This is a genomic window from Pelosinus sp. IPA-1 (genome assembly GCF_030269905.1).
GTDB lineage: Bacteria > Bacillota > Negativicutes > DSM-13327 > DSM-13327 > Pelosinus.
Genome location: NZ_BSVC01000007.1, coordinates 269,794 through 292,797 on the forward strand (window position 1 = coordinate 269,794; position 23,004 = coordinate 292,797).

31 protein-coding genes and 1 riboswitch are annotated in these 23,004 nt (G+C 36.6%); of the genes, 18 read left to right on the top strand and 13 right to left on the bottom strand.

Annotated elements, in window-relative coordinates:
* Window positions 1-227 precede the first annotated feature (227 nt).
* Window positions 228-313: riboswitch (cyclic di-GMP riboswitch) on the top strand.
* Window positions 314-679: 366 nt separating this feature from the next.
* Entirely contained in the window at window positions 680-1,834 is a 1,155-nt protein-coding gene (locus tag QSJ81_RS18355; RefSeq protein WP_285718783.1) for an HD domain-containing phosphohydrolase, read from the top strand.
* A 282-nt stretch (window positions 1,835-2,116) separates the two neighbouring features.
* On the opposite strand, the gene QSJ81_RS18360 is transcribed toward QSJ81_RS18355, so the two are convergent.
* Window positions 2,117-3,100 (bottom strand): tetratricopeptide repeat protein, encoded by a 984-nt coding sequence (locus QSJ81_RS18360; protein WP_285718784.1) that lies wholly within the window; start codon window positions 3,098-3,100, stop codon window positions 2,117-2,119.
* A gap of 293 nt (window positions 3,101-3,393) precedes the next feature.
* On the opposite strand from QSJ81_RS18360, the gene QSJ81_RS18365 reads away from it, so the two are divergent.
* Window positions 3,394-4,248: an AraC family transcriptional regulator gene (locus tag QSJ81_RS18365; protein ID WP_285718785.1), complete on the top strand. Its 855-nt coding sequence runs from the start codon at window positions 3,394-3,396 to the stop codon at window positions 4,246-4,248.
* A 178-nt stretch (window positions 4,249-4,426) separates the two neighbouring features.
* Here QSJ81_RS18365 and QSJ81_RS18370 read toward each other — a convergent pair whose 3' ends face one another.
* The gene (locus tag QSJ81_RS18370; RefSeq protein ID WP_285718786.1) at window positions 4,427-4,645 is read right to left on the bottom strand and encodes a hypothetical protein; all 219 of its coding nucleotides are present in this window, start codon (window positions 4,643-4,645) and stop codon (window positions 4,427-4,429) included.
* A 588-nt stretch (window positions 4,646-5,233) separates the two neighbouring features.
* Here QSJ81_RS18370 and QSJ81_RS18375 point away from each other — a divergent pair.
* Window positions 5,234-5,416, top strand: coding sequence for a hypothetical protein (locus tag QSJ81_RS18375; RefSeq protein ID WP_285718787.1), 183 nt, complete (start codon window positions 5,234-5,236; stop codon window positions 5,414-5,416).
* A gap of 270 nt (window positions 5,417-5,686) precedes the next feature.
* Here the strand turns inward: QSJ81_RS18375 and QSJ81_RS18380 are convergent, their stop codons facing one another.
* Entirely contained in the window at window positions 5,687-6,331 is a 645-nt protein-coding gene (locus tag QSJ81_RS18380) for a CBO0543 family protein (RefSeq protein WP_285718788.1), read from the bottom strand.
* A 211-nt stretch (window positions 6,332-6,542) separates the two neighbouring features.
* Here QSJ81_RS18380 and QSJ81_RS18385 point away from each other — a divergent pair, with 211 nt between their 5' ends.
* The gene (locus tag QSJ81_RS18385) at window positions 6,543-6,716 is read left to right on the top strand and encodes a single-stranded DNA-binding protein (RefSeq protein ID WP_502929669.1); all 174 of its coding nucleotides are present in this window, start codon (window positions 6,543-6,545) and stop codon (window positions 6,714-6,716) included.
* Window positions 6,717-6,870: 154 nt separating this feature from the next.
* Here the strand turns inward: QSJ81_RS18385 and QSJ81_RS18390 are convergent, their stop codons facing one another.
* From QSJ81_RS18390 to QSJ81_RS18415, 6 genes are all read right to left on the bottom strand, one after another.
* Window positions 6,871-7,041 (bottom strand): hypothetical protein, encoded by a 171-nt coding sequence (locus QSJ81_RS18390; protein WP_285718789.1) that lies wholly within the window; start codon window positions 7,039-7,041, stop codon window positions 6,871-6,873.
* A gap of 258 nt (window positions 7,042-7,299) precedes the next feature.
* Window positions 7,300-7,686 carry a hypothetical protein gene (locus QSJ81_RS18395; RefSeq protein WP_285718790.1) on the bottom strand — a complete coding sequence of 129 codons (387 nt, stop codon included), beginning with the start codon at window positions 7,684-7,686 and terminating at the stop codon, window positions 7,300-7,302.
* Window positions 7,687-7,990: 304 nt separating this feature from the next.
* On the bottom strand, window positions 7,991-8,296 hold the full coding sequence (locus tag QSJ81_RS18400; RefSeq protein WP_285718791.1) for a hypothetical protein: 306 nt from the start codon (window positions 8,294-8,296) through the stop codon (window positions 7,991-7,993).
* Window positions 8,297-8,531: 235 nt separating this feature from the next.
* Window positions 8,532-9,005 carry a CBO0543 family protein gene (locus tag QSJ81_RS18405; RefSeq protein ID WP_285718792.1) on the bottom strand — a complete coding sequence of 158 codons (474 nt, stop codon included), beginning with the start codon at window positions 9,003-9,005 and terminating at the stop codon, window positions 8,532-8,534.
* A gap of 42 nt (window positions 9,006-9,047) precedes the next feature.
* Window positions 9,048-9,584, bottom strand: coding sequence for a hypothetical protein (locus tag QSJ81_RS18410; protein ID WP_285718793.1), 537 nt, complete (start codon window positions 9,582-9,584; stop codon window positions 9,048-9,050).
* Between the two features lie 519 nt (window positions 9,585-10,103).
* Entirely contained in the window at window positions 10,104-10,226 is a 123-nt protein-coding gene (locus QSJ81_RS18415) for a hypothetical protein (protein WP_285718794.1), read from the bottom strand.
* Window positions 10,227-10,601: 375 nt separating this feature from the next.
* Between QSJ81_RS18415 and QSJ81_RS18420 the strand changes: the two genes are divergently transcribed.
* The 4 genes from QSJ81_RS18420 to QSJ81_RS18435 all read left to right on the top strand — a co-directional run bounded on the left by QSJ81_RS18420 (window position 10,602) and on the right by QSJ81_RS18435 (window position 13,370).
* Window positions 10,602-11,177 (top strand): hypothetical protein, encoded by a 576-nt coding sequence (locus QSJ81_RS18420; RefSeq protein ID WP_285718795.1) that lies wholly within the window; start codon window positions 10,602-10,604, stop codon window positions 11,175-11,177.
* 289 nt (window positions 11,178-11,466) lie between these two features.
* Window positions 11,467-11,646, top strand: coding sequence for a hypothetical protein (locus QSJ81_RS18425; RefSeq protein ID WP_285718796.1), 180 nt, complete (start codon window positions 11,467-11,469; stop codon window positions 11,644-11,646).
* A gap of 774 nt (window positions 11,647-12,420) precedes the next feature.
* Window positions 12,421-12,879, top strand: coding sequence for a ferritin-like domain-containing protein (locus QSJ81_RS18430; protein WP_285718797.1), 459 nt, complete (start codon window positions 12,421-12,423; stop codon window positions 12,877-12,879).
* A gap of 287 nt (window positions 12,880-13,166) precedes the next feature.
* On the top strand, window positions 13,167-13,370 hold the full coding sequence (locus tag QSJ81_RS18435; protein WP_502929668.1) for a sigma factor-like helix-turn-helix DNA-binding protein: 204 nt from the start codon (window positions 13,167-13,169) through the stop codon (window positions 13,368-13,370).
* Here QSJ81_RS18435 and QSJ81_RS18440 read toward each other — a convergent pair.
* Window positions 13,315-14,769 carry a recombinase family protein gene (locus tag QSJ81_RS18440; protein WP_285718799.1) on the bottom strand — a complete coding sequence of 485 codons (1,455 nt, stop codon included), beginning with the start codon at window positions 14,767-14,769 and terminating at the stop codon, window positions 13,315-13,317. The genes QSJ81_RS18435 and QSJ81_RS18440 overlap by 56 nt on opposite strands.
* Before the next feature lie 45 nt (window positions 14,770-14,814).
* The gene (locus tag QSJ81_RS18445; RefSeq protein WP_285718800.1) at window positions 14,815-15,399 is read right to left on the bottom strand and encodes a helix-turn-helix domain-containing protein; all 585 of its coding nucleotides are present in this window, start codon (window positions 15,397-15,399) and stop codon (window positions 14,815-14,817) included.
* A gap of 316 nt (window positions 15,400-15,715) precedes the next feature.
* Between QSJ81_RS18445 and QSJ81_RS18450 the strand changes: the two genes are divergently transcribed.
* Both QSJ81_RS18450 and QSJ81_RS18455 read left to right on the top strand, forming a co-directional pair.
* Entirely contained in the window at window positions 15,716-15,934 is a 219-nt protein-coding gene (locus QSJ81_RS18450) for a helix-turn-helix domain-containing protein (RefSeq protein ID WP_285718801.1), read from the top strand.
* Between the two features lie 42 nt (window positions 15,935-15,976).
* Window positions 15,977-16,168 (top strand): hypothetical protein, encoded by a 192-nt coding sequence (locus QSJ81_RS18455; protein ID WP_285718802.1) that lies wholly within the window; start codon window positions 15,977-15,979, stop codon window positions 16,166-16,168.
* Window positions 16,169-16,453: 285 nt separating this feature from the next.
* On the opposite strand, the gene QSJ81_RS18460 is transcribed toward QSJ81_RS18455, so the two are convergent.
* Window positions 16,454-16,762, bottom strand: coding sequence for a hypothetical protein (locus tag QSJ81_RS18460; RefSeq protein WP_285718803.1), 309 nt, complete (start codon window positions 16,760-16,762; stop codon window positions 16,454-16,456).
* A gap of 13 nt (window positions 16,763-16,775) precedes the next feature.
* The gene (locus QSJ81_RS18465; RefSeq protein ID WP_285718804.1) at window positions 16,776-16,970 is read right to left on the bottom strand and encodes a hypothetical protein; all 195 of its coding nucleotides are present in this window, start codon (window positions 16,968-16,970) and stop codon (window positions 16,776-16,778) included.
* 222 nt (window positions 16,971-17,192) lie between these two features.
* Here QSJ81_RS18465 and QSJ81_RS18470 point away from each other — a divergent pair, with 222 nt between their 5' ends.
* The 8 genes from QSJ81_RS18470 (at window position 17,193) to QSJ81_RS18505 (ending at window position 23,000) form a co-directional block, all read left to right on the top strand.
* Entirely contained in the window at window positions 17,193-17,369 is a 177-nt protein-coding gene (locus QSJ81_RS18470; RefSeq protein WP_285718805.1) for a hypothetical protein, read from the top strand.
* A 248-nt stretch (window positions 17,370-17,617) separates the two neighbouring features.
* A complete protein-coding gene (locus QSJ81_RS18475) occupies window positions 17,618-17,926 on the top strand; it encodes a LysM peptidoglycan-binding domain-containing protein (protein WP_285718806.1) in 309 nt (102 codons plus the stop codon).
* A gap of 88 nt (window positions 17,927-18,014) precedes the next feature.
* Window positions 18,015-18,437, top strand: a complete 423-nt coding sequence (locus QSJ81_RS18480) for a helix-turn-helix transcriptional regulator (protein ID WP_285718807.1) — start codon at window positions 18,015-18,017, stop codon at window positions 18,435-18,437.
* A 167-nt stretch (window positions 18,438-18,604) separates the two neighbouring features.
* The gene (locus QSJ81_RS18485; protein WP_285718808.1) at window positions 18,605-19,036 is read left to right on the top strand and encodes a hypothetical protein; all 432 of its coding nucleotides are present in this window, start codon (window positions 18,605-18,607) and stop codon (window positions 19,034-19,036) included.
* A complete protein-coding gene (locus QSJ81_RS18490) occupies window positions 19,036-20,220 on the top strand; it encodes a DUF2800 domain-containing protein (RefSeq protein ID WP_285718809.1) in 1,185 nt (394 codons plus the stop codon). The genes QSJ81_RS18485 and QSJ81_RS18490 overlap by 1 nt, the downstream gene beginning before the upstream one ends.
* A 29-nt stretch (window positions 20,221-20,249) precedes the next feature.
* On the top strand, window positions 20,250-20,804 hold the full coding sequence (locus tag QSJ81_RS18495) for a DUF2815 family protein (protein WP_285718810.1): 555 nt from the start codon (window positions 20,250-20,252) through the stop codon (window positions 20,802-20,804).
* A gap of 2 nt (window positions 20,805-20,806) precedes the next feature.
* Window positions 20,807-21,040: a hypothetical protein gene (locus QSJ81_RS18500; RefSeq protein ID WP_285718811.1), complete on the top strand. Its 234-nt coding sequence runs from the start codon at window positions 20,807-20,809 to the stop codon at window positions 21,038-21,040.
* Window position 21,041: 1 nt separating this feature from the next.
* Window positions 21,042-23,000 carry a DNA polymerase gene (locus QSJ81_RS18505; RefSeq protein ID WP_285718812.1) on the top strand — a complete coding sequence of 653 codons (1,959 nt, stop codon included), beginning with the start codon at window positions 21,042-21,044 and terminating at the stop codon, window positions 22,998-23,000.
* Window positions 23,001-23,004: the final 4 nt, after the last annotated feature.

Genomic DNA, 23,004 nt, shown 5'->3' on the forward strand with positions numbered 1-23,004 from the left:
AGTTGCAGATAGGGGGCGTTTACGATTAATTAAGGAGAACCATATCATCTCTAAGGACGAAAAATGGTTAGTAGCGAACTGCCTTGCAAAGTGGACCCCTTTAATGTGTAGTACCAATGTCCTGTTGCTGGGGATATTGGTCCTAAAAAAAACATTGACAAATATTTGAATACTGGTACAATAAAACGTATAATATTCCAAAATAATACATTAAAGGATATTGATGAATAGAATATTAGCAAACTTGTCGAAAGATAGGGACGCAAAGCCATGGGTCTACGGACGGATTGTCTATGACTGCCAGGTTGCCAATTTGATTATGAATTGTAATTAATAGCACTTGTCTGTATAGATGAGTGCTATGTTTTTTCTGGAGTGAACATAGGGATGAAATCTAGCTTGGGAGAAATTAAAGCGGAGGTGATTATATTGGAAGAACTTATAATGCCGATAACTATATTCTTTTTAAGTTTAATACTCATGATATTGATTTATGTATTTCCAAGAAAAAATAAGAAAATTCGCTTTTGCCAATCTATAAAATATGGGGAATTTAAAAGTTCGAAAATCTGGTGAGAACAAAGCTGAAATAAATAAGAACTAGGTCTAAGACCTTGAGACTATGATTGTCAGGTTGTTACTCATAAGCCTAGATTGAGAAGGGTAGTGATGGAATTAGGTGAAAAAAATAGCAGTGCTAGTATGTTTTATGGGGATCTCATTTAATATTCTCAGCACTATTAAACATGAATTAACGGAGTACCAAGGGATTAATTTTTTCATATTACAACCTAGCGTAAGCTTCCTGCTACTTATGTTCATTGCTTATGCTATTTTTTTAGAGTATCGAAAAACAACGAAGGATACTCAACCTGAGAGCCTGGCATCTTCTGATGCGATGAAATCGCTATTTAAGTATATGCCGGGCGCTGTAATGACTCTGGAGAAAGACTTCACTATTATTGATGTGAACGAATTAGTAAGTAAAGTTACAGGCTTCCATTCTCGTGACATAAAAGGAAAAAAGTGTTATGACGTGTTAGGAAATGGAGATATTTGTTATGATTGCCTTGTGCAGAAAGCGTTGATATCCGGAAAACCAGAATGCGGCACCCAGCTTACATACGAGGTAGGTGGTAAACAAAAATACGGAAAACAGACAGTTATTCCGATTAAAGACCGATATGGAAATATTGAGTATCTTTATGAGATAGTAATAGATATGACACAAGAAGTAGCTTTGGAGAGAGAAAATCTAGAGATTCTCATGGATATTGTAACCTCGATGGCCCACCTTATTGAAAGTAGAGACCCGTCAACAGGTGCCCATTGTATCAACGTACAAAGTATAGCCTTATCCATTGGTAAAATCATGGAATTAAATGACAAGGACCTCAAAGAACTGAGTATCGCAGCAATTCTACATGACATTGGAAAAATAGGGATACCTGAATCAATTCTAAACAAACCGGGACGCCTAACGGATTTTGAGTTTTCGATAATACAGCGTCACCCTCAGATCGGGTACGATGCAATTAAGAATATCAAGCAACTACAAAAAGTTAGCGAGGCCATTCGAGACCATCACGAACACTATAACGGAGAAGGATATCCTAACGGTAAGAAGAATGAGGAGATATCTATGATTGCCAGAATTCTCACCGTTGCGGACGTTTTTGAGGCACTTACCTCTGATCGAGTATATCGTAAGGCAATGAGACCCAAACAAGCGTTAGGCATAATACAAGCAGGAAAGAAACAACAATTCGATCCAAGAGTAGTCGATGCATTGCTAGAGCTAGTATACAAGGAAAAGGCAAAACAAATTAGCTAACATTACTTAACGGACTAGGCCAGTATATTTGAAATACTCTTTAAAGAGCCATTATAAGTGGTATGCAGAGCCATATCACCTCTAAAAAAATAACTCCTGCCAAGTCGGCAGGAGTTATTTTTTATGGGACATGGAATTTATTTTTTGTAACGGCGGAAAAATGGCCTCAACCTTTGCCTAGAGTGGAGTATGTCAGAGTAGTTGTGAGAGTGAGGAAAATCTTATTTGAGACTAAATCCACTCAGTATAGTTAATCCCAGTTGCCGTTTAAACTCTCAGTAATTATAACCATTCATTGTAAGTATTCCACTCGCCGTTTAGTCGGGATTGAGCCTTTTGACGTTCTGTAGTGTAAAGAGAGGGATAGTATTGGAGAATATTGAGAGAAATTTGGTATTCTTTCAGGGCGGCCTCTTTTTGTCCGCTAAGTTCATATCCTTGGGCCAAATTGAAATGAGCCATTAATATCTTATCGTTAAGTTGAATGGCTTTTAGAGAGTCCGTAATGGAATTGTCATATTGGCCCAATAGGCCGTAAGCGTTGCTACGGTTAATTAGAGCCCCAAAGTTGGAGGGATCAAGTTCAAGAATTGTTGAACAATCGGATATGTCTTGATCATAATTCTTTAGTCGGCCATTAACCAAGCTCCGAATTTCATAGGCACGAATGTTTCGAGGGTCGAGTTCGATTGCTTTATTCACATCTGCGAGAGCAAGTTCATATTGTTTAGTTTCAAAATAGTAGACCCTAGCCCGATATAAATACGATATCGAAATTGGTGTAATTTCGATAAGTTTGGTAAAGTCGTCAATTGCTAAGTCATATTTCTTTAAATAAACATAAAAATTGCCGCGTGAAAAATATGGTACAGGATACCCAGGATTAAGCCGAATTGAGGTTGCGTAATCGGTGAGTGCCAGTTCATTTTGACCAACGAGAGAATAAGCCGTACCGCGGTGGGCAAAGGCTTGGTAATATTGTGGATTGAGCTCGATAGCTTTAGTAAAATCGTTAATGGCTAAGGAATAATTATTTTTTCTTAGATATGCAAAACCGCGTTGATTGTAGGCTGTTGGATTAGTGGAATCGAGTTCTAGAAGTTGGGAGAAGGTAGCGATTGAATCATCGTATTGTTTGTCATTTAGTTGTTGATTACCGAGGTTTAATAATAGGGTAACGTCTTGACTACTAGTAGCGAAAGCAGTTGGTGATATAAGAAGTAAGACAATTGCTATGATGAACGTCGCAGATTTAAAATTAAACATAAAACACCTCCAAGTTAATTTAATAGTAATATTCCATAAAAAGGAAAAAAGTCCTACTGTAGTGCAGTAAAAATTAGAGTTAGAAGTTTTGAAATAGTTCACCTTTAGCAATGATACGCGGATCTTTGTTATTTATACTAAAGAAAAACTCCTTCTAATCTATAGTAGGAGTTTATTTGTTTTTAGGGAAAAGAAGTTAAGAAGCGTTTTTTCAAACCTGTCATCAGAAAGCATTTAAAGACAGGACAGATAAGCAGAAAGTATTTAATATAGAAATAGAGAGGGGTGGATTGATGAATTGGCTTGATGCAATGAATAAGGCAGTAGAGTATCTGGAGGATAACATTACTGAAAAGCTTGACATTGAGAAGGTGGCGAAAATCGCCTTATCCTCCACGTTTCACTTTCAGCGTATGTATCACATGATTACTGGTATTACAATAGCTGAATATATACGCAGAAGAAGGCTCACACTTGCTGCTCAGGATATTGTATCTGGCGAAAAGATCATTAATGTGGCTTATAAGTATGGCTATGAGACGCCTGAAGCATTCACAAAAGCTTTTGGGAAAATGCATGGAATAAGCCCTTCGGCTGCGCGCGAGCCGGGAGCGAATCTCAAGGCATATCCTAAGCTCTCCTTTCACATTTCAATAAAAGGAGATAAAAATATGGATTATAAGATTGTTGAGAAAGAAAGCTTTATAGTAGTAGGTAAACAACGAAGGATAACTATGGTAGACGGAGAAAATTTCAAACAGGTGCCTCAATTTTGGAACGATTGTATAAACGATGGATCATACGAGTGGATTTACTCAAGAGCCGGTGAACGTGGCGTGTTAGGTATATGTAAGGATTTTGGTAAGTATAAAGATGAATTTAATTATATGATAGCAATTGAGAACATCAAAGAAACTCTTCCCAGTGGATATATTTCGACAACGATACCAGCAGCAACCTGGGCTATATTTGAATCAGTCGGAGCACTGCCTGAAGCGATCCAGGATCTTACTCGAAGGATATTTACAGAGTGGTTGCCTGCTGCAGGATATCAACATGATTGTGCACCAGAGCTTGAGGTCTATCCTAAAGGTGATATATACTCTCCGGATTACAGATGTGAGATTTGGATTCCTATCAAGAAGTAATAGCGAAAAAACTCCTGCTAAGTTGGTAGGAGTTTTTTTGTTTATGAGATTCTCTTTATTTTAGGAAACTGGGGTTAGAGGCTTTATTCTTAGTGAGATGAAACACCCCTTTAGACAGTGGTGCTGTTTATCTATCTAAAGAGGTGAAACTCAGAGGAATCTCTTGGCTTACGGGAAGCTATTTGAATTCTTCAACAAAGTAGTCGATACCTTTATTATGCTTATGAGTGAAATTTTTAGTTTCTTCGATCATTCCTGCTGATTGTAGTTCTTCCGCTACTTGAAATAAGGATTGTTTTTTCGCCTCAGGCAGGTTATTGACGAAGCGATTTATCTTTGTTGTTGGTACTTTGGCATTAAACCCTACACCGCCGTATTTAATATGATTTTGGGACATAAGGATTCCTCCTTTTTTGCATCGCTTACTCTAGATTTTTAAGAAGTTCTACCAAGATATTACCTCCATTCTTTAGTTTCTCCAGACCTAGCAAAATACAGCCCTGCTTTTCGAGATGGGAAAACTGGTAATTTCTAGATATGGACAGATTGCTGTTCCCAATATGAATATAGAGAAGTTATTAAAAGTAAAAAATTACTCAACAGAACCATCTACGTGAGTCTTATGGTAGGTATTGCAGAGAGTAGATTAGATAAAGGGTAATATAAGCAAAGGCAAACGTTTGTAAAAACATATTATAAAAGACATAGCCCATTCATCCTAGTAATGGAATAGTGCTGTGTCTTTTTGCTGCATCATGATATTTTTCCGTTCCGAAAAGTCGCAAACTCTTCTGTGATATTAAAGTTTTCCGCTAGTTCCCAAGTCGTACAATCCGCTGCCGATTTCGTACTGGCTAAGACGGCGAAGAAATATTAGTGGATATAAACATAAACTAAAAAAAATCTAAAGGAGTGATCATAAAGACCAGTTTCTAGGGTCGTCCCCCGGGATCATCCTCATATATATAGTTGAGGTGATGGTTCTATGGAACGGAAATATGATGCAACATATCATCTAGGCAATACTGTCGTTCATATAGTTGCTCCTCCTCCCATGTCAGAAGCGGAGAAGGAAAAGATACTTCGTGAGTTTTATCATCATGCCTGGAATGCCTGGAACTCACTGTCAGTTGAGGAACGCCTGAGGATTAATGCAGAGTATGAGTAGCCGGGTAATTCCGGTACTTAAATTATGTACAAGCAGTGCAGTGGGGGCAATTTGAAAATATTCGCTTCCGTATCATAAATCCAATCGGTAAAGAAATCTTTATTTAACGATACTATCAATTTTAAAAAAGAATGTCCGTTCAGTGGATCGGCAAGTGGGGATGAGAACGTAAAGAATATTGTCCGCTTATATAAATTATCACATGAAAGGTGTTGAAAGAACACGCCATATAATTGGCGGTCAATAAGGTGTTTATAATCTATCCTTTATTCATTTATCAGGCCGATCTTCTTTATCATCTTTCTTGTCGGCCATAGGTTTTGCTGTAGGTTGAAAGATTGGAATAAATCGGTGCGAAGATTCCGATTGCCCTTCATATGTATATTGAATTTGTTTGCAAAGAAGAACTATCCATCGAGCTATCATGGCACGGGTTATAAAGGTAATAAAGGTATAACCATGATTCCAGTTTAAGAGTCGTACCTCACCTATGGCAACGAATAGAGGGGCAATAACAAAACAATAGATAGTTCCTGCGAACACTGTGCCAATAAGATATTTAGACCAAGTATTCGCATACTGGTAGACAACCATAAGGACGATGGGGGCAAGTGTCAAATGATATGGGAAAAAGCCAGGTGTAAAGGGGAAAATCCTCACTAAGTACTGCCAAAGTAATAAGTTATCAGCAACCGTGTCAATAACAGCCGACATCACTGCTAGTAGTGAGCCGAATAAGAGCAGTTCTACTAGTCTTGATTTATCAAGTAGTTTCCACCAAACGAAATAACTGGTAATAAGAAATAGTACAGTAAACCACCATGTAAAAGAAAAAAGTTCTGTGGTTATCCAGGATGTATAAAGTTCGTTCCATAGAGCACCTTTGGTTGCAGCTATCAGTTCGGGATTTGTCATGTCCTAGCCTCCTTGTACTTTATTTTATCCAATAGTTGCAATGTAATTCTGGGATTTGAGAAATAGCGAACAATATAATAACTTGCAATATCTAAAAACTGAGTGTTGGGTAACTCTGACGCATTTGATTAATTTGTAGGGAAGCATGTGTTTATGTACAAAAGATATAGTCTGTCGCTTAATCCGTGATCCAGAAGTATGATATACCCAAATAGGTAAGGCAGTTTCTAGTTTCACCGTAGCAGTAAATACAGGCTATGGAGATTGCAAAATAGCTGACTTCATACCTGTTATTTCCTGGGAAAAACTAGGCGAAGTTTGTGGTAATAATCTTACTAAGAGGTGTCGGGTCCTAGTAGAAGGCGGTTACAAATCAGGTATTTGAAAAGGATGGACAAAAAAGGCGTGCTGCTGATGCAGCCTCGGCAGCGGAGCAGTAAGAAAGCAAAAAGGCTTATGTGGCGGGGACGTGGTAAGTAAAATGTAAGGGCGGAATTTAAATAATTAAAAGGCCAGTCATAAGACTGACCTTATTACAATCACTCGACAGAATTATGTTCGAAGACGTAGGATTCTGTAACACTTTTAGGACTCGTTTTTTTAGATACTTCTTTTTCAATATCACCATTTACTAGGTCCTTTGCAAGACCTCCTTCACTAGGCATTCTATAACGTGTGTATGAGCCATCAATTATAGTTTTTTTATCCATAAAATCACCTCCTAATATAGTTTTCCCCTAGTTTTTTATTAAATGTAAGGCATATTCACCTATTCATTTTTATACAGTGTGAACTAGGAAAATAACGTGGAGTTGTTTTGGCAGAAATTGAAATAAGAGTGGTATAAATTTAAAATGGCTGCTCTAAAAGAACAGCCAAGTTTAAAGCCGCGTAAGATGATTACATTTTTGGTGATTTTTCCAGTAGTCATCTAGTTGAAACATTAGGTTCCAACGACCTTAAATAAATTATTCTTTGTCAAAACCGTCGAAAGTGACGGAAAGGGAAGAATGGGAAAAATGGGAAGAATGGGAAAAATCCAAATCTACGTCTACCGAAGTCATCAAAGTCACCAAACCCACTAAATCTGCGTCTGCCAAAATCACCAAAACCACCGAATCGACCAAATCTGCTGAACCCTCCAAATCGAGGGGGATCGTCCATAGGAGCATCCATTGAAACAGCGCCGTAAGTTGGTGCGCCACACATTGGACATTTCTCATAACGGCGTTCATCATATTCGTTGCCGCAGCAAGAACAGACTTTGCAGATTTCATAAGAACAGTTCTGATAAATTCTGTGCATTGTGGTATGGGTTCCAATACACCTTCTTTCACACCTAGGCATGGGTTCACACATAGGCATAGGCTCACAACTTGGCATACAATCACATCCAGTCATACAGTTACCTCTTGATTTGTAGGATCCCATTATTATACCTCCAATATTTTTAGGTTTGGTATATTTTATGTATGGTGATAGCAACATGTTACGTTTATTCTTTATTTAACCTTGAAACTAGTATTAGACTCAAAATCGGATGTGATAGTCAATGTAAGTATAACGAGTAAGGGTAAGCTGGCTACTTTTAGACGGGATGATAAAAAAGAAAGCTCTCTAAAGAGAGAGCTTAAATTGGGAGAATGCTATTTTAAACATTTAAAGGTTGCATTGTTCATTATACCAAGTTGCATTATCTGAAAGTAATCCAACAAAAAGGCGATTCTTGATTTCTATAATATGACTAGATTCTACCGTGTTTAATAATTTGTTAACAACTTCTTCTGGTTCTTGCTGAATATTCCCAACCCATGAAGATTGTTGGATAGGAACACAACCTAATTCGTTTTCAAGTACATTTTTAATTGTTATAAAGTCGGCGAAGTTTTTATTTGATATGTCATATGCGATTAACATTTTTTTAGCTTTTTCTTTGTATGTATGTTCAAAATGTGAAATATCCATTTATATTTTACCTCTCAGTCTTTTTTTAAGGTACATTATATCGCATTTTACGAAAAAGTGCACTAATTTGTCGGAAAATATCGGAAATGCTATGAGATTAGTTCCTGAGGAAATGAGAATTGACATGCTAAGCGAACCTTATCTTTAGGAATAAATAAGAATATACTCAACGTCGTTACTATCCAAAAAAATAAAGAAGACCCTTTCCATCTATCGTCATAGAATCATTCTTTTCTTAGATGAGATTGCACTTTTTAGATAATTTTTCTAGTTGAAAAATCTTATGATACTGATAAAAAATCCAATACAATATCCAATCAGATACATAAGAATGCCATAAGGACCATCCGTTATAATGTGCCATGTGTCCAGTTATCAAATGGACATATTCTATAGTAATAGCTAAGGCGGCCCAAGCAAACCAATAAGAAAACATACGAATGAATGTCTGTTTTTGAGGCAGCCACTGAATAAAAAGATAAGTAACAACCATATAAACCCCAAAATCATCCATAAGATTTCTTATAATAGTAGGCTCAAATCCGTAATACTCCCAATAAGTTATATAGAAATAGACAATTTGGTCTGCAATTAAACTCAAAAATGATGCAAAAATACAAACGGGGAATATTTCTTTCCAACGTTTTTTATCAGCAAATAATACCCAACAAACCCAAGATAATACAAAACGGACATAGAAGAAGGTCATGTAAATTGCTCCTTACTAGGGAAATAGAAACAATAAAATTTTCTAGTCGAGATCCTCATCCTCTTGTTGATGATTAGAAGGAGGTTTTGCTGCAGCAGGTTGTATATTATTAGCGATAATATGCCTAGCATCAAAGAGAACATCATCCTGCCACATTTGATAGCCGTAAATTACTACTGCATGGATTAAAGTGATTGGCAATGATAGAAAGGGCAATAGGTTAAACTCGAATACACCTATACTAGGTAAAAAGTAATTTAGCAGAAAAAAATTAAACCCAATGTCTAGAATTGTATTGGAGATTAAATACTTCCCAAAATCTCCATAGGTGAACTTAAAAATCCATATTGTTAATACTGGCATAGTACCGAAGTAGTAAGGAAACAATTGATAAAAAGGAAATACTGATACCCGAGTGGCCCAAAATCCTAATGTAGTACCTACGTCGTGAATTATAGTAGTCAAGACTATGGCAAACATGGAAACAGGCATCCAATGCTTTACCTCTTCTTTCCTCAGGAAAAAGAGAGATAACCAAGGAATGAAAAACATTGACCACATAATAACATTAGTACTCAAAAGAGTCACTTCCAATCACTATTTAATATAAATTAGTTTTAACTTATCATTTTGATTATATACAGGGGGGGATCGATATGGATTCTGCAACCAGTATACCCCAAGGAGCGAGTTATAAAGGTTATGCATTTTAAAAGACAATTAACTGACCGGCCGAATAGGATTTTCTTTTATGAACGAACAGCGAGCCACATGCGAAATTACGGGTGATTTTTATACTAACTAAAGGTAAATTTAATAAAATAATAAGATACTTAATAGTAAAGAATATTAAGTGGAGGGTATAGAATTGTCTATTGTAACCATAAAGATTTATTTTGTTAGTTTAACCTTACTTATATGCATTGTATATTATCGGATATATAATAAGAAAAAATATTAAGGTTATATTGAGTGGCCATAAGGGCTATATGTTGAAACGTCTCAATCACGGCACGATTTTCTTAAATAAAAACAAACCACGCTTACCGTAAGCGTGGTTGGCAAGAGGTTGAAGTTTTAGTGGATTAGTTTAGGGTTTTAACAACAAGTGGAAGAGTCTTCTTCATTGCAGCAGAAAAATAACAAAAGGATAATTATAATAATAATACAACCAGAATGCCCAAAGCCATGACGACCGCCTCCAAAACCACCGAAGCCCATATGTATTCCTCCTTTATATTTATAGCACATTGTATGATTGTTAAATTCGGGAGGTGAATATATTTGAGATGGAAATTAATAGAATTATTTAAACAGCCACTGGATGAAACAAGCCGGTGGCTGTTACTATTTTAGTTACGAGTGAGGTATGTGCTGTAATACCATCCTCTTAATGTATTAAATCAAAAGATGATTAAACTTGGCAATGGGAGTTGGTCCCTGGGGAAAAGCCAAATAATTTTCGCAGTATTACGAAATACAAATAGTCTTAATAGAAACAGCCTTCACTTCTAATGCATATGATGAAGCAAAGCGTGACCAGTTTACAGAAGTTATTACTAGGGGGGATTACTGATTTTGTGAGTGGGGTGTAATATGTCTGAAGAAGAATTATTAAATTTGATTAATTCAAAATTAGGAACTGGAAAATATACGATTAAAAACATGATCATTGTTGCTGTAAGCTCGTTTGTTGTTGGTATTGTTACAGGCTATACCATATGCCATGTTTTAGGGGAGGGTGATAGGCAAGCCCTCGCGATAGAAAAAAATAAGCCTCCTGTAATTAAGGAGACGGTGAAAACGGTAACTGATACTAAAATTGCTTATGTTCCAGGGGAAACAGTGTACTTACCAAGTGAAGTTCGAGAAGTACCAGTCTCGACAGTTGATAAAAATACACCTGGTGCAGCATCTACGAAATTAGATGGAAAGTTTGATATTGGTAAGCCAGATTTTGTTTATCAAGTGAATGGGAAAGTTGGCAAATTTACAAAAACAGACGATGAACAATATATTTTTGATAAAAGTATGTTGGATTTAAAACAAACCAGTACAATAAAAATACAAGCTGAAATACCTACAATTGACCTCACACGTCATAATGTGCTTACTGTTGGTGCGATGTTTACTAAAGGTAAGGTTCTGCCGCTGGATACACTGGCAGTCTAGGTAAAATAAATGCTTATCAGTTAGCTGGTAGTCAATCGGCCGCTTATGTTGGGATAGGATTTAAGTTTTAAAACATTATAGGAAAGCATAGTGATTATCTACAACAAACCCCGTGCTACCTAAATTGGTGGGCGGGTTTGTTTTATTTACAAACAATTTCGGCAATATTTAATATTTATAATTAACACAATTGTTCCTTTTAACGGAATATATTTTCTAATTGACAACGATTATCAAAAAGTATATATTAAGCTCAAAGATAAGATATTGGCCGGAGGGAATGATTATAATGGCGAATACATATTGTCATAACGGATACTGTGACCCCACAGGTAAAGAAAGTAATGATACAGAGATTAGTGATAAAGTTGTAATTGGTGGCTATATTTTATTCGTGATAGCTTTAGCTGCTTTAGTATTGTATGAAGCTTCTTTGGGAATTTATATAGATCCTGCATCTTTAAGCTAACTATCAGTATAGCGCAGTTAACCATCTGCCATACTGGTATATAGCCAAGCGTCATCTTACCTTAATTGGTAGGGTGATGTTTTTTTTTATGCCTTTTTTGTGGCGGACGGTTGGAAGTTTACATATAATAGATTAAAAATCAATATGGGAGGCATCCTTGTGGATTACTATTCTGGTGTACCAAATTGGTACTTCTCAAAGTCCACTAAAAACTGCATCAATACCTATACTTTAACCTTAAAATTATATGAAGTTTATTTTACTAGATTATATAAGGTATGCTTATGGTGCGATTGCGAATTCAATTATTACTTCTTTCATGGTGTATGCCCTTATTGCGGTGATAAACCGAACTTTAATAATAGTGACGATCCTCCACAACCTGGTTTCGTGTTCTTCCCAGAACTTTTACTTGCAACTTCTCCACTCGCACTTTTCCCAGAACTCGCGTTTTATCCATAGATAACTGCTCCTTCGGGAGCGTTTTTTTGTTTTTCCAACAACTGTTACTTGCTTTTCATTCACAAAACCTTAAAGTACCAAACGTATATAATAACGCTCTAGGCATAAATGCCTAGGGAGTACTTGCCTATGAAAAAATATTGAGCAATATATAAATAGAGTACTGGGACATTTTAGCCCTTCTTACCTTAATTGGTAAGGCGAGGCTCTTCTTTTATTATAGGGTTGACAAAGTAAGTTCAATAAAGTCACTTTTATACGTTGTTTTGAATAATGTATAGTGAATATGTTAATTGAAGGGGGGATTCAGCGATGTACGGCAATACTGAGTTCTGTTGTGATCCTAAACTTGTTCAATGTTCTCTAGGTCTTATTATTGAAGCATTAGGTGATGAAACCCATGACCGGATGTTTTATCAATATTTGTTACAGATTGTACCTGATAGAAAACAATGTAAAATTATTGAAAGTATCAGAAATGATGAGATTAAGCATTTTGAAATGTTTCGAGCAATTTATGAAGAAATAACTTGTGAACAACCTTGTAAACAGCAAGGAGAAGAATTCGAGCGACCAGAGAGCTACTGTAACGCAATTGAAATGGCTTTATTCGGGGAGCTAAAGGCAGTAGAACTTTATAGGAAAATTATGTTTGGTTTATGCTCACAAAGGCATAGAGATATGCTATTTGAAATAATCACAGATGAAATGAAACATTCAATAAAGTGGAACTTTCTTTACAATATGAATAGATGTGCATGTTGTGATTAGTAAAGAGTAGGTAATTGTTGAAGCTCCTATGGCTTAAATGCCGAGTCCGTCTTACCTTAATTGGTAAGGCGGGCTTTTTTATTTTGTGGTACTATAATGTTGCGTCTTGAAGTTGGAATAAATTAAATAAGAATCAAGATTTTAAAATTTATTAAATTCGTTACAGATAAACTTGTGAAGGAAATGAAATAACGTTAATTGATGTATTAGGCACTGCACCTGATGTAGTAGCTGAGGCTGTTGAAACTCAATGTGAACATGAACGATTAAATAAGCAAATAAATCGCTTGAGTAGTAGAGAAAAGTGGGTTCTAGAGATGAGGTTTGGCATGCCAAATGGTAACCGTAAGACCCAAAGAGACATTGCAAGAATGTTAGGAATTTCTCGTTCGTATGTCTCAAGAATTGAGAAACAAGAGACGCAAACAACAAACTTTATTCAAATCCCCAATCTATATTTTCAGGCTTCCAACCTGTACGTATGGCTTTAATGTATATATTTAAGCTCAGTATAACTTTTCTGCGTTTTTCAAATGTATCGGCATTTAATATATCTAGATGTGTTACAGTGGTTTTAGGATGTTCAACTTTAGTTAATTTATTTAGGGTATCATTTGCTATATTTAATTCTTTATTAATAATATCAATATCATTATCAGCTTCTTCAATGGTTATTTTCCTTTTTCTTATTAAATACAAAATTTCCGATTTGGATTCGTTTAGTTCATTTATTTGCTCTCTTATTTTAGTAATCATACCGTTATCAGTGGGTGAATTGATAGTTACTAAATTGTTAAGATCGTGACCATCAGCTGACCAATTTTCAATATATGTCCAAACATTACTATCTAGTTTATCTGCGCGAACTGTACCATTGTGACATTCGCGCTTTTCCATTTTTGATGGACACGTATAATATAAATATTCTTTGTCTTTTATTAATTTTCGTGAGCCAATCATTGAATATCCACAACTACCACAACGGATTATTCCTCGAAGTAAATACTCTCGTTTTGTGTTACGTTTAGAAAAATTCATATTTTGTTTAAGCATAGCTTGAACTTTCATCCAAATTTCTACATCAACAATAACTGGGACGCTAATAGGTATCCATTCCGATTGATCACGAATTGTTCTTTCTGACTTATACTGTCCGACTTTTTTTTCATAATACTTAAATGACCACTTAGTTCCAGCATACATTTCATTTGATAATATCCTATGAATATTGCTAATCGTAAATGGTTTACCAAGTCTATTGGTTATTCCCATAGCTTTTAATTCGAAAGCTAAAGAACGAACTCCATAATTTCTATCAATATAAGTATTAAACATTAGCCTAACTATTTCTGCTTCTTTTAAATTTACTTCATACATTGATTTTTCATTGTTAAAATTGTATCCATAAGCCTTATCATTAAAAACAAGTTTTCCTGATAAAGCTTTTTGACGTTTCCCGCGCATTGTACGGCTTTTTATTGTTTCTTTTTCGTATTTAGCCATGGCGGCATGTATAGTCATAAACAACTCCCCAGCGGGGGTTTTAGCATATTCATTCGTTACAAATATTAATTCAGCTCGTTTTTCTATTTCTTTTACTAGAATAAGAAGGTGATCTGTCTCTCTAGATAATCGATCAAGATCATAAACAATAACTGTTTTTATTAACCCCTTGTGCAGATCATTTCGTAGTTCATCAAGAGCGGGGCGTTCCATAAATTCTCCTGAATATCCATCATCAATATATTCATTAACAATGGTACAACCTGCTTTTTCTTTGCAACGCCTTAATTGATCAGCTAAGGAGTAACCACTTTTTGCTTGTTCTTCGGTTGACACTCTAACATAAATTGCAATGATGCGCTCATTACTATAAGGGATATAAGACATGTTACCACCTCAAAATATTTTAGCCAGTACCTTTTAGGTGCTGGCTTATTTGTTTTGTTCTTCTTCTAGTTCATAGGCGCGAAGAAGAAGGGCAGCTTTATTTTTATTGGAAAGTGTTTTAAATATTTTTAAAAGTTTTTCTTCGTCTTGGTCGATCTCAGTGCTTTGACAAGTTGATGGGGCAGGTAAGTGTGGTTGATCTCTATATTTCTCCGGTACGTCGTAACCAGCGTGTTTATAAATATCTTCGGCAGTAAACATAAAAGAAAGTGGATTATCTTTTATAATTTTTTCAATAATTTCAATAGATGGCCGCTGTTCGGCTATTTCCTCAAGCAAATAAGCTAATTCAGCAATTGCAACACCTGTGTCATTAGAATATTTTTCAAGTGTTCTCCCGTTCATTATTACACGTAAGGTAGAAGCGAGAAGACTTCGATTGTGGCCATAAACCAAATAATCAGTAGTTACTTTAAGGTAATTGGCTACTTTTTGAATTTTATCAAAGGCCGGAAGATTTTTGTCCCATTTATACATAGATCCCTTGCCGAATCCTAATTCTTTCTCGACTTCAGGAATTGTTATACCGTTTTTCCTACATGCACACTGCATATTTTCAACTATTGACATGCAAACTCTCCTTTGGGTTGAAGATTATTATTGTTAAATTTAACAATTCACTATTGACTAACTGCAAATTTAACACTATAATAACCTTAACGACAGAAATCACGACAAAAGGCAATAAAAAACCAGAGGGTTTTGGCGAACCCTTTAGAGAAATCGTTGTGTAACGATTTATTTGCTATGCATTTAATATTAGAATATTTTCAGTCATTTGTCAAGGTTTTTGTGAAATTTAACAATGAAATAAGGAGGGTTTAATGTAACGAATCGGTAGTTGACGCTTTAATGAAAATGTCGTAAGGGGAGGAGGGTTGCATTAATGTCCTTACTCAATAACATTCAAAATTTATGTCCTAGTAAAAATACAACAATTCCTAAATTAGAAAAGGAACTCGGATTTAGTAAAGGTTCTATGTACAAATGGGATATAAACGATCCGTCAATATCTAAGGTCTTAAAAGTGGCACAATACTTTGGCGTATCCATAGATTCTTTATTTAAAGATAGTCAAGAGGATTTAAATATTATCAATCAATAGATTGCCATTGCCAGCATAAGTATAACTAGGAGGGGATGATTAATGGCTTTTCTAGGTTGGTTCTGGGATGGGGAATGGCATACTTATCCTTCTAAAGAACATGAAGCTAAACTTGATGCAGTATTAATTCCAATGGGAGCAAAAAGGACTAAAAATGTTGATCCTAACTTTAATTATGTTGAGTATTTAAACCAAAAGTACAACGAAAGGGTCAGTTCTTATCCAGCCGGATAATCCGGCTGCTTAGAAAGTGGACAAGCGAAGAAAAGTAAGTTCAATTTTTTTTGATCTCAGTTGCGAAAAGCAAAAACACTTCCCCAGTATAGAGTATGCCCATGAATCGAAAATTATACGCAGGATGTGAATAAAAATTGTCAATGCAAAAAGAAACCGCCACTACCAGTAGTGGCGAAAAATTAAATCATTTTATTCCACTTACAGATAATGAAGAACAATTACAAGCTTTTGCCAATCTGTATTATTGTGGAATTACTAAACAACAAATAACTTTGATTTTATCTACTGTTCGACTGAATTTTGAAGCTTTAGGTATTTCTCCTCAGCCACTTCTAGACAGTCTTTCAACATATCAAAAGAAGTGATATTAGATATTGTTTCAACGATTTTCTTAATGGAATCATCCCATATGTAAAGGGTGGCGTTAAATGATTTCTTTGCATTATCTAAACCACTAACTTCAAAATAATAACCGTTTTTAAGTTTTAAATAAATACAATTTTCAAAGTCAATGATTCTAATGGTGTATTTATCACCAAGTTTTAACAAAACTTCTTTAATCTTTTTACCAGGATTTCTAGTTTTAAACAAAGCGATACCTCCACTACTCAGTAACTACTTGAATTAACATAGGATGAATTCGATAGTTTTTATTATTATAGCCTACGTTAATGTAATCATATTTGAACATTTCCGTTATTTCTTCGTCAACGTAGGTTAACGGATTGCGATTATGAAGTGTTCCAGTTTCAGTAATATCAATCCATGTTCCTAACAAATTAGCATAAACTTTTTTCATCTAGATCACCTCCCTTTGAGGCGTACTTCGACGAAAACCATTAATTTCCTGTAAATAAAAATTGTGAGGTGAAAATATGGACTCTGTAGAGCAGATATTGAGAAATGCAATTGCTGTAATATGTGACGCTGATTTCAACGCAAGATTCCCTTATACCCGCAAAATTATCACGGTAGAAGATTTGGTTGAAATGGGTAAACGATGCGAAGGAAGCGAGTAAAAATGATTTGCGCTCGATGTGGCAAGTCAATTAACGAAGACACTGTAAATTGGACAACCACTGAAGATGATGATAATTCGAAGCCACTATGTAGAGATGATCGCAGTTGTTTTAAAAGAATGATTTACGGCAAGATGGTTATGGTCCATAGATTGGCTGTGAGGTATGTGTATGAATGATGATTTAAGGCCAGCGCGAGGGATAATGAATGGATTAATATTGGGTCTGATATTTTGGTCAGTGGTAATCGTAATTTTAAGGAGGTATCTATGAGCCATGAGAAACCATGCCCCTGTCAATCCTGCTTCAAAGACGGACAACCTAAGAAGTGCGCTTTGGTCTGTGGTCAAATTCATACATGCAATAAACCGTCAGAATGCAATGAAGTTAAGGAGTGGCGATTATTCCGCACAGGGAGGTGATATATTTGTTAACGCATCGGCAACGAAAGGCATTAATGGTAGTAGCTTTAGTAGGTCTACTGATTTTATCCCTTGCTAGTTGTGGCAGCGCGGAGCCAAAAGGAACGCTGATTACAGAAACTTACATAGTACAATCGGGAGACACGTTATGGACTATAGCGGAAAAGTATATGGCAAAGAACACATATGGACCACGTGATATTCGCGAATTTTACCACGGGATTATAGAACTAAATTACGAGACGGTATTTGCTAATAGGCCGGATCGCATGATCTACCCCGGAGATAAGCTCCAAATTAATTATTGGCAATAAAAAAAGACCGCTTTGCAGAGCGGCCTCAGGAAAACTATCAATTGAATTATATCACAAAATCATTAAAAACAATAGGAGGGAATAGAAGGTGTGCATGAAGGTAACCCCGGATCAGCAAAGATTAATTGCTGAATTGAAAGCTCAGGGCAAATCAACGAATGAAATAGCAAAAGCTACCGGAATAAGTTACGGCTCTGTAGTTTATTACGGAAGTAAAAGGGCTTCAAGAAAATTGGCTTCTGACAAATATGTTGAAACTGATAAGCCGATGCCACCAGTCATCAAATCAGAGTTAAAAATAATTGCAGATAAAGAGTTGGCAGAACACGTATGTCAGCAAATGGGGCTGGAAAAACCCGTATGTTCATTATCTCAAAGACCAAGAAGTTATAGTGCTAGCGGGTGGGTATGGGATGGAAATAAGTTTATTCCAGGGGTAACAGTATCTAACAACGGTATGCTGGTAAGGCAACCGCTGTTTAGGAAAACCAATAGATTCGCCACTAATTAGACCATTCCAGTGAAGGGAGGTGACAATCATGTTGGTGATTGAGGATGGGTAAAAAAAAGTGAAAACCGCCAGTTTGCAGACTGACGGCTTTCGGGAATTAGATAAATTTTTACACCTGTAGTATACCACAAATTCACAAATTTAAAATAAAGGGAGATAAAAAAATTATGGATATGAATATCAATTTAAATATTAAGGCAACTGAAATATGCGTGGCAATCGACAATTTAGCTAGTGCAATCTTAAATATGGGAAGCCAATCCGTAGGAGCTGTAGAGCAAGCACAACCTGCAACTCGTAAATCAAGAACATCAAAAACCGCTGAAACTGCACAGATAACTGAAACCGCTTCTACCGTTGAGGCAACCACTGAAGTCGTACAAACTGTTACTGAAAAAGATGAACAAGTTAAAAACCAAGAGGAAACTGCTAAGACATATACCCTTGTTGAGGTTCGTGCAAAACTTGCAGCTCTGTCTGCTGCTGGTCACGCTCCTCAAATAAAAGAGTTGTTCGGTAAGTTTGGTGCTAAGAAATTAACCGAAGTTCCAGAAGAAAACTATGTGGAACTTATGGCATTTGCAGAGGAAATAGGTTAATGGCGGCACATGCAAAACTGAGTGCTTCAGGATCAAAGCGTTGGTTAAGTTGTACGCCAAGTGCAGAACTGGAACAACAGTTTCCAAACTCTACGAGTGTATATGCGGATGAAGGATCATTCGCTCACTCGGTCGGTGAAGTGAAGATCAGGCGCGATCTAGTATTGATTCAAGAACCTGAATATAAAAAGCAATATGAAGTTATCAAGAAAAATAATTTTTATTGTGAAGAGCTAGAGCAGGCGACTCAGGAATATGCCGATCTTGTATTTAGTAAAGTCGCTGAAGCGCAACAAAAAACTGAAGATGCAATTGTTCTTATTGAAGAAAAATTGGATTTTAGTAGATGGGTACCACAGGGATTCGGTACTGGTGACGTTGTGATTATCGGTGATGGTTGCATTGAAATAGTTGATCTAAAGTATGGCAAGGGTGTGCCGGTGTCAGCAGAAGAAAATACGCAGATGATGCTTTACGCATTAGGTGCTATAGCTAAATTTGAACACTTATATGACATACATACTGCACGAATGACTATTTGCCAGCCACGTCTAGACAGCGTTTCCACCTATGAAATGCCAATCTATGAACTATTAGCCTGGGGTGACCATTACGTTAAGCCAAGGGCTGATATGGCAATCAAAGGTGAAGGTGATTTTGTTGCAGGTGATCATTGCAGATTTTGCAGAGCCAAGGCAACTTGTAAAGCTAGAGCCGATGAAAATCTAGAGCTATTGAAATATGAGTTTCGCAAAGACCCATTACTTACTGATGAAGAAGTTGGCGAGATTCTTGGTAAAGCAGAAGAACTTCAAAAATGGGCTAAAGATGTACAAGATTATGCTTTAGAACATGCAGAAAAACACGGTAAGAAATGGCCCGGTTGGAAATTGGTTGAAGGTCGTAGTAATCGAAAATACACGGATGATCTCAAAGTTGCTGAAACTTTGAAAAATGCTGGTTATAAAGATGATAAAATCTACGAACCTCAAAAATTGCTCGGTATTACAGCTCTTGAAAAGTCGATCAGTAAAAAGCAATTTGGTATCTTACTCAGTGATCTTGTAGTAAAACCTACTGGAAAACCTACTCTTGTTCCAGAGTCGGACAAACGGGATGAAATATCATCTACAGCAGCAGCTGAATCAGATTTTGGTCCAGTTGATGCAAGTCTATTAGATTAAAAAAAAAAATTTAAAGGGGATTAAATATAATGGCTAATCAAAATACAACAACTTCTACAAAATTGGTAACTGGTAAAGCGCGTCTATCCTATGCAAATATCTGGGCTCCTAAAGCTAACGAACAAGGTGTAGAAAAATACTCAGTGTCAATCATCATTCCAAAATCAGATAAGGCTACTGTTGCGAAATACAATGCTTGCATTGCAGCAGTAAAAGCAACAGGTGCAGCTAAGTGGGGCGGTAAAGTTCCTCCAATGCTTAAAACTCCTCTTCGTGACGGTGATGTGGAACGTCCAGATGATGAAGCTTATGCAGGATGCTATTTTATGAATGCTAACAGCAACAATAAACCTGGTATCGTAGATGCAAATGTTAATCCAATTCTTGATCAATCAGAAGTTTACAGTGGTTGCTATGCTCGTGTAAGTGTTAACTTCTTTCCATACAACAACTCAGGTAGCAAAGGTATTGGCTGCGGACTTAATAACATTCAAAAAATCGCTGACGGTGAATCTTTAGGCGGAGTTGCTCCTAAGGCTGAAGATGATTTCGAAGCAATTGAAACTGATGGAATGCTTGATTAATTATGAAAATAGTACAAATTGCTTTCCGGGGTAATTATGCCAAACTATATGATTACTTCACTGATTTGGACTTAAGTGTAGGGGAGCCTGTTGTTTGTGAAACAGGCTCCGGCTACTCCATCGGAACCGTAGCAGGATTTATACCGGTATCTAAAAATGCTAAGGCTTGGATTGTGCAAAAGATTGATGTAGAAGGTCATAAGCAAAGGCAAGAACTGAGGGAGTTGTTAGAGTGATATGGATGTACTCAGTATTGACTTAGAGACTTATAGCAGCATCGACATTACTACTCAAGGTGCATACAAATATGTTGAGTCAGATGACTTTGAAATATTACTATTCGCTTATGCTTTTAATGATGATCCCGTAACAGTGATTGATCTTACAGACTTTGAAGCCGTTCCTCAAAATGTTATAGACGCTTTATTTGATCCGAAAATATTAAAGGCTGCGTTTAATGCTAACTTTGAAAGATTATGTTTATCTAAATTCACTAATAAAGCAGTACTGGTAGAGCAATGGCAGTGTACAGCAGTTCACGCTTTAACTCTAGGATTACCAACTAATTTGGCTATGGTTGGTAAAGCTCTAAAGCTACCTGAGGACAAGCAGAAGCTAACTACTGGTAAAGCCTTAATCAAATACTTTTGTTGCCCTTGTGCCCCTACTAAAGCCAATGGCAGTAGAACACGGAATCAGCCAGAACATGCACCGGAGAAGTGGGAACTCTTTAAAGAGTATTGCAAACAAGATGTTGAGGTGGAAAGAACAATACGAGGTAAGTTGCTCCGTTTTCCTCCACCACCTGAAGAACATAAAATATGGTATTTAGATCAGAAAATTAACGATATGGGCGTACAAGTAGACCAGGTGTTAGTCAAAAACGCCATTGAGTGTGATGAACTATACCAAGCAAAATTGCTCACAGAAGCTGTAGAGCTAACAGGGCTATCGAATCCTAACAGTGCTGCACAATTAAAGAAATGGATTGGTGAAGCAGAGGGTATAGAAGTTGGGTCGCTCACAAAAGACTCTACGAAAGAGTTACTTAAAGAAACGGAATCGCTTAAAGTTAAACGAGTATTGGAACTAAGGCAGGAAATGTCTAAGACCTCTGTTAAAAAGTATTTAGCTATGGAACGTGCGGTATGTAAAGATAGTCGAATACGCGGATTGCTTCAATTCTATGGAGCGAATCGAACGGGTAGATGGGCAGGGCGTTTAGTACAGGTGCAGAACCTTCCTCAAAATAAATTAGATGATCTTGATCTTGCTAGGAATTTATTAAGGTCGGGTGATTATGAAAATCTTGAATTATTATTTGGCAGTGTGCCGGATGTTTTATCACAGTTGATCCGAACCGCGTTTGTTCCTACTGAGAATAGTCGATTTATCGTATCCGATTTTAGCGCAATTGAAGCAAGAGTAATAGCTTGGTTAGCTGGAGAGAAATGGCGGCTTGATGTATTCGCCAGCCATGGAAAAATCTACGAGGCATCTGCTAGTCAAATGTTTAAAGTGCCAATTGAAAGCATCGACAAACATTCACCATTAAGGCAAAAAGGCAAAGTATCTGAACTAGCGTTAGGTTATCAAGGTGGACCTAAAGCACTCGAAAAAATGGGGGCCTTAAGTATGGGCTTAACAGTAGAAGAACTACCGGCACTTGTTAAGATGTGGCGTAATGCTAATCGTGCAATCGTCAAACTTTGGTTTGATGTTGAAGCGGGAGTAATAAAAGCAATAGAAGATAAAATGGCTGTACGCTTCAAATACGGAATGGTTTTTTCGGTAGAATCCGGGATCTTATTTATTCGCTTACCGTCTGGTCGTCGCCTTGCTTATGCTAGGCCAAGAATGGAAGTAGAAGAACGGTTCGGCAAAATGAGTATTACGTATGAGGGTATGAACCAAGAGACGAAACAGTGGGGAAAGCTGAACACTTACGGAGGTAAGTTAGTAGAGAATATTGTACAAGCCATTGCTCGTGACTGCCTTAGAGAATCAATGTTAAGGGTGGCTGCAGAGGGTTATAAGACAGCTATGCATGTACATGATGAATTAATAGTTGATGTTCCTAATGGCTTTGGTTCGCTTAAACAACTAACGGAAATTATGGCAGAACCGATCAAGTGGGCTCCTGGTTTACTACTCCGGGGCGATGGATACGAGACGAGTTATTATAAGAAAGATTAGAGGA

Excerpts from the sequence above, each read along its gene's own strand:
- QSJ81_RS18365 (WP_285718785.1), top strand. The coding sequence starts at position 3,394 with ATGAATTGGCTTGATGCAATGAATAAGGCAGTAGAGTATCTGGAGGAT.
- QSJ81_RS18415 (WP_285718794.1), bottom strand. The coding sequence starts at position 10,226 with ATGGGCTTCGGTGGTTTTGGAGGCGGTCGTCATGGCTTTGGGCATTCT.
- QSJ81_RS18450 (WP_285718801.1), top strand. The coding sequence starts at position 15,716 with ATGTCCTTACTCAATAACATTCAAAATTTATGTCCTAGTAAAAATACA.
- QSJ81_RS18445 (WP_285718800.1), bottom strand. The coding sequence starts at position 15,399 with ATGTCAATAGTTGAAAATATGCAGTGTGCATGTAGGAAAAACGGTATA.
- QSJ81_RS18505 (WP_285718812.1), top strand. The coding sequence starts at position 21,042 with ATGGATGTACTCAGTATTGACTTAGAGACTTATAGCAGCATCGACATT.
- QSJ81_RS18455 (WP_285718802.1), top strand. The coding sequence starts at position 15,977 with ATGGCTTTTCTAGGTTGGTTCTGGGATGGGGAATGGCATACTTATCCT.
- QSJ81_RS18360 (WP_285718784.1), bottom strand. The coding sequence starts at position 3,100 with ATGTTTAATTTTAAATCTGCGACGTTCATCATAGCAATTGTCTTACTT.
- QSJ81_RS18380 (WP_285718788.1), bottom strand. The coding sequence starts at position 6,331 with ATGACAAATCCCGAACTGATAGCTGCAACCAAAGGTGCTCTATGGAAC.
- QSJ81_RS18440 (WP_285718799.1), bottom strand. The coding sequence starts at position 14,769 with ATGTCTTATATCCCTTATAGTAATGAGCGCATCATTGCAATTTATGTT.
- QSJ81_RS18390 (WP_285718789.1), bottom strand. The coding sequence starts at position 7,041 with ATGGATAAAAAAACTATAATTGATGGCTCATACACACGTTATAGAATG.
- QSJ81_RS18500 (WP_285718811.1), top strand. The coding sequence starts at position 20,807 with ATGAAAATAGTACAAATTGCTTTCCGGGGTAATTATGCCAAACTATAT.
- QSJ81_RS18425 (WP_285718796.1), top strand. The coding sequence starts at position 11,467 with ATGGCGAATACATATTGTCATAACGGATACTGTGACCCCACAGGTAAA.
- QSJ81_RS18490 (WP_285718809.1), top strand. The coding sequence starts at position 19,036 with ATGGCGGCACATGCAAAACTGAGTGCTTCAGGATCAAAGCGTTGGTTA.
- QSJ81_RS18420 (WP_285718795.1), top strand. The coding sequence starts at position 10,602 with ATGTCTGAAGAAGAATTATTAAATTTGATTAATTCAAAATTAGGAACT.
- QSJ81_RS18470 (WP_285718805.1), top strand. The coding sequence starts at position 17,193 with ATGATTTGCGCTCGATGTGGCAAGTCAATTAACGAAGACACTGTAAAT.
- QSJ81_RS18465 (WP_285718804.1), bottom strand. The coding sequence starts at position 16,970 with ATGAAAAAAGTTTATGCTAATTTGTTAGGAACATGGATTGATATTACT.
- QSJ81_RS18430 (WP_285718797.1), top strand. The coding sequence starts at position 12,421 with ATGTACGGCAATACTGAGTTCTGTTGTGATCCTAAACTTGTTCAATGT.
- QSJ81_RS18400 (WP_285718791.1), bottom strand. The coding sequence starts at position 8,296 with ATGGATATTTCACATTTTGAACATACATACAAAGAAAAAGCTAAAAAA.
- QSJ81_RS18370 (WP_285718786.1), bottom strand. The coding sequence starts at position 4,645 with ATGTCCCAAAATCATATTAAATACGGCGGTGTAGGGTTTAATGCCAAA.
- QSJ81_RS18495 (WP_285718810.1), top strand. The coding sequence starts at position 20,250 with ATGGCTAATCAAAATACAACAACTTCTACAAAATTGGTAACTGGTAAA.
- QSJ81_RS18405 (WP_285718792.1), bottom strand. The coding sequence starts at position 9,005 with ATGACCTTCTTCTATGTCCGTTTTGTATTATCTTGGGTTTGTTGGGTA.
- QSJ81_RS18375 (WP_285718787.1), top strand. The coding sequence starts at position 5,234 with ATGGAACGGAAATATGATGCAACATATCATCTAGGCAATACTGTCGTT.
- QSJ81_RS18485 (WP_285718808.1), top strand. The coding sequence starts at position 18,605 with ATGGATATGAATATCAATTTAAATATTAAGGCAACTGAAATATGCGTG.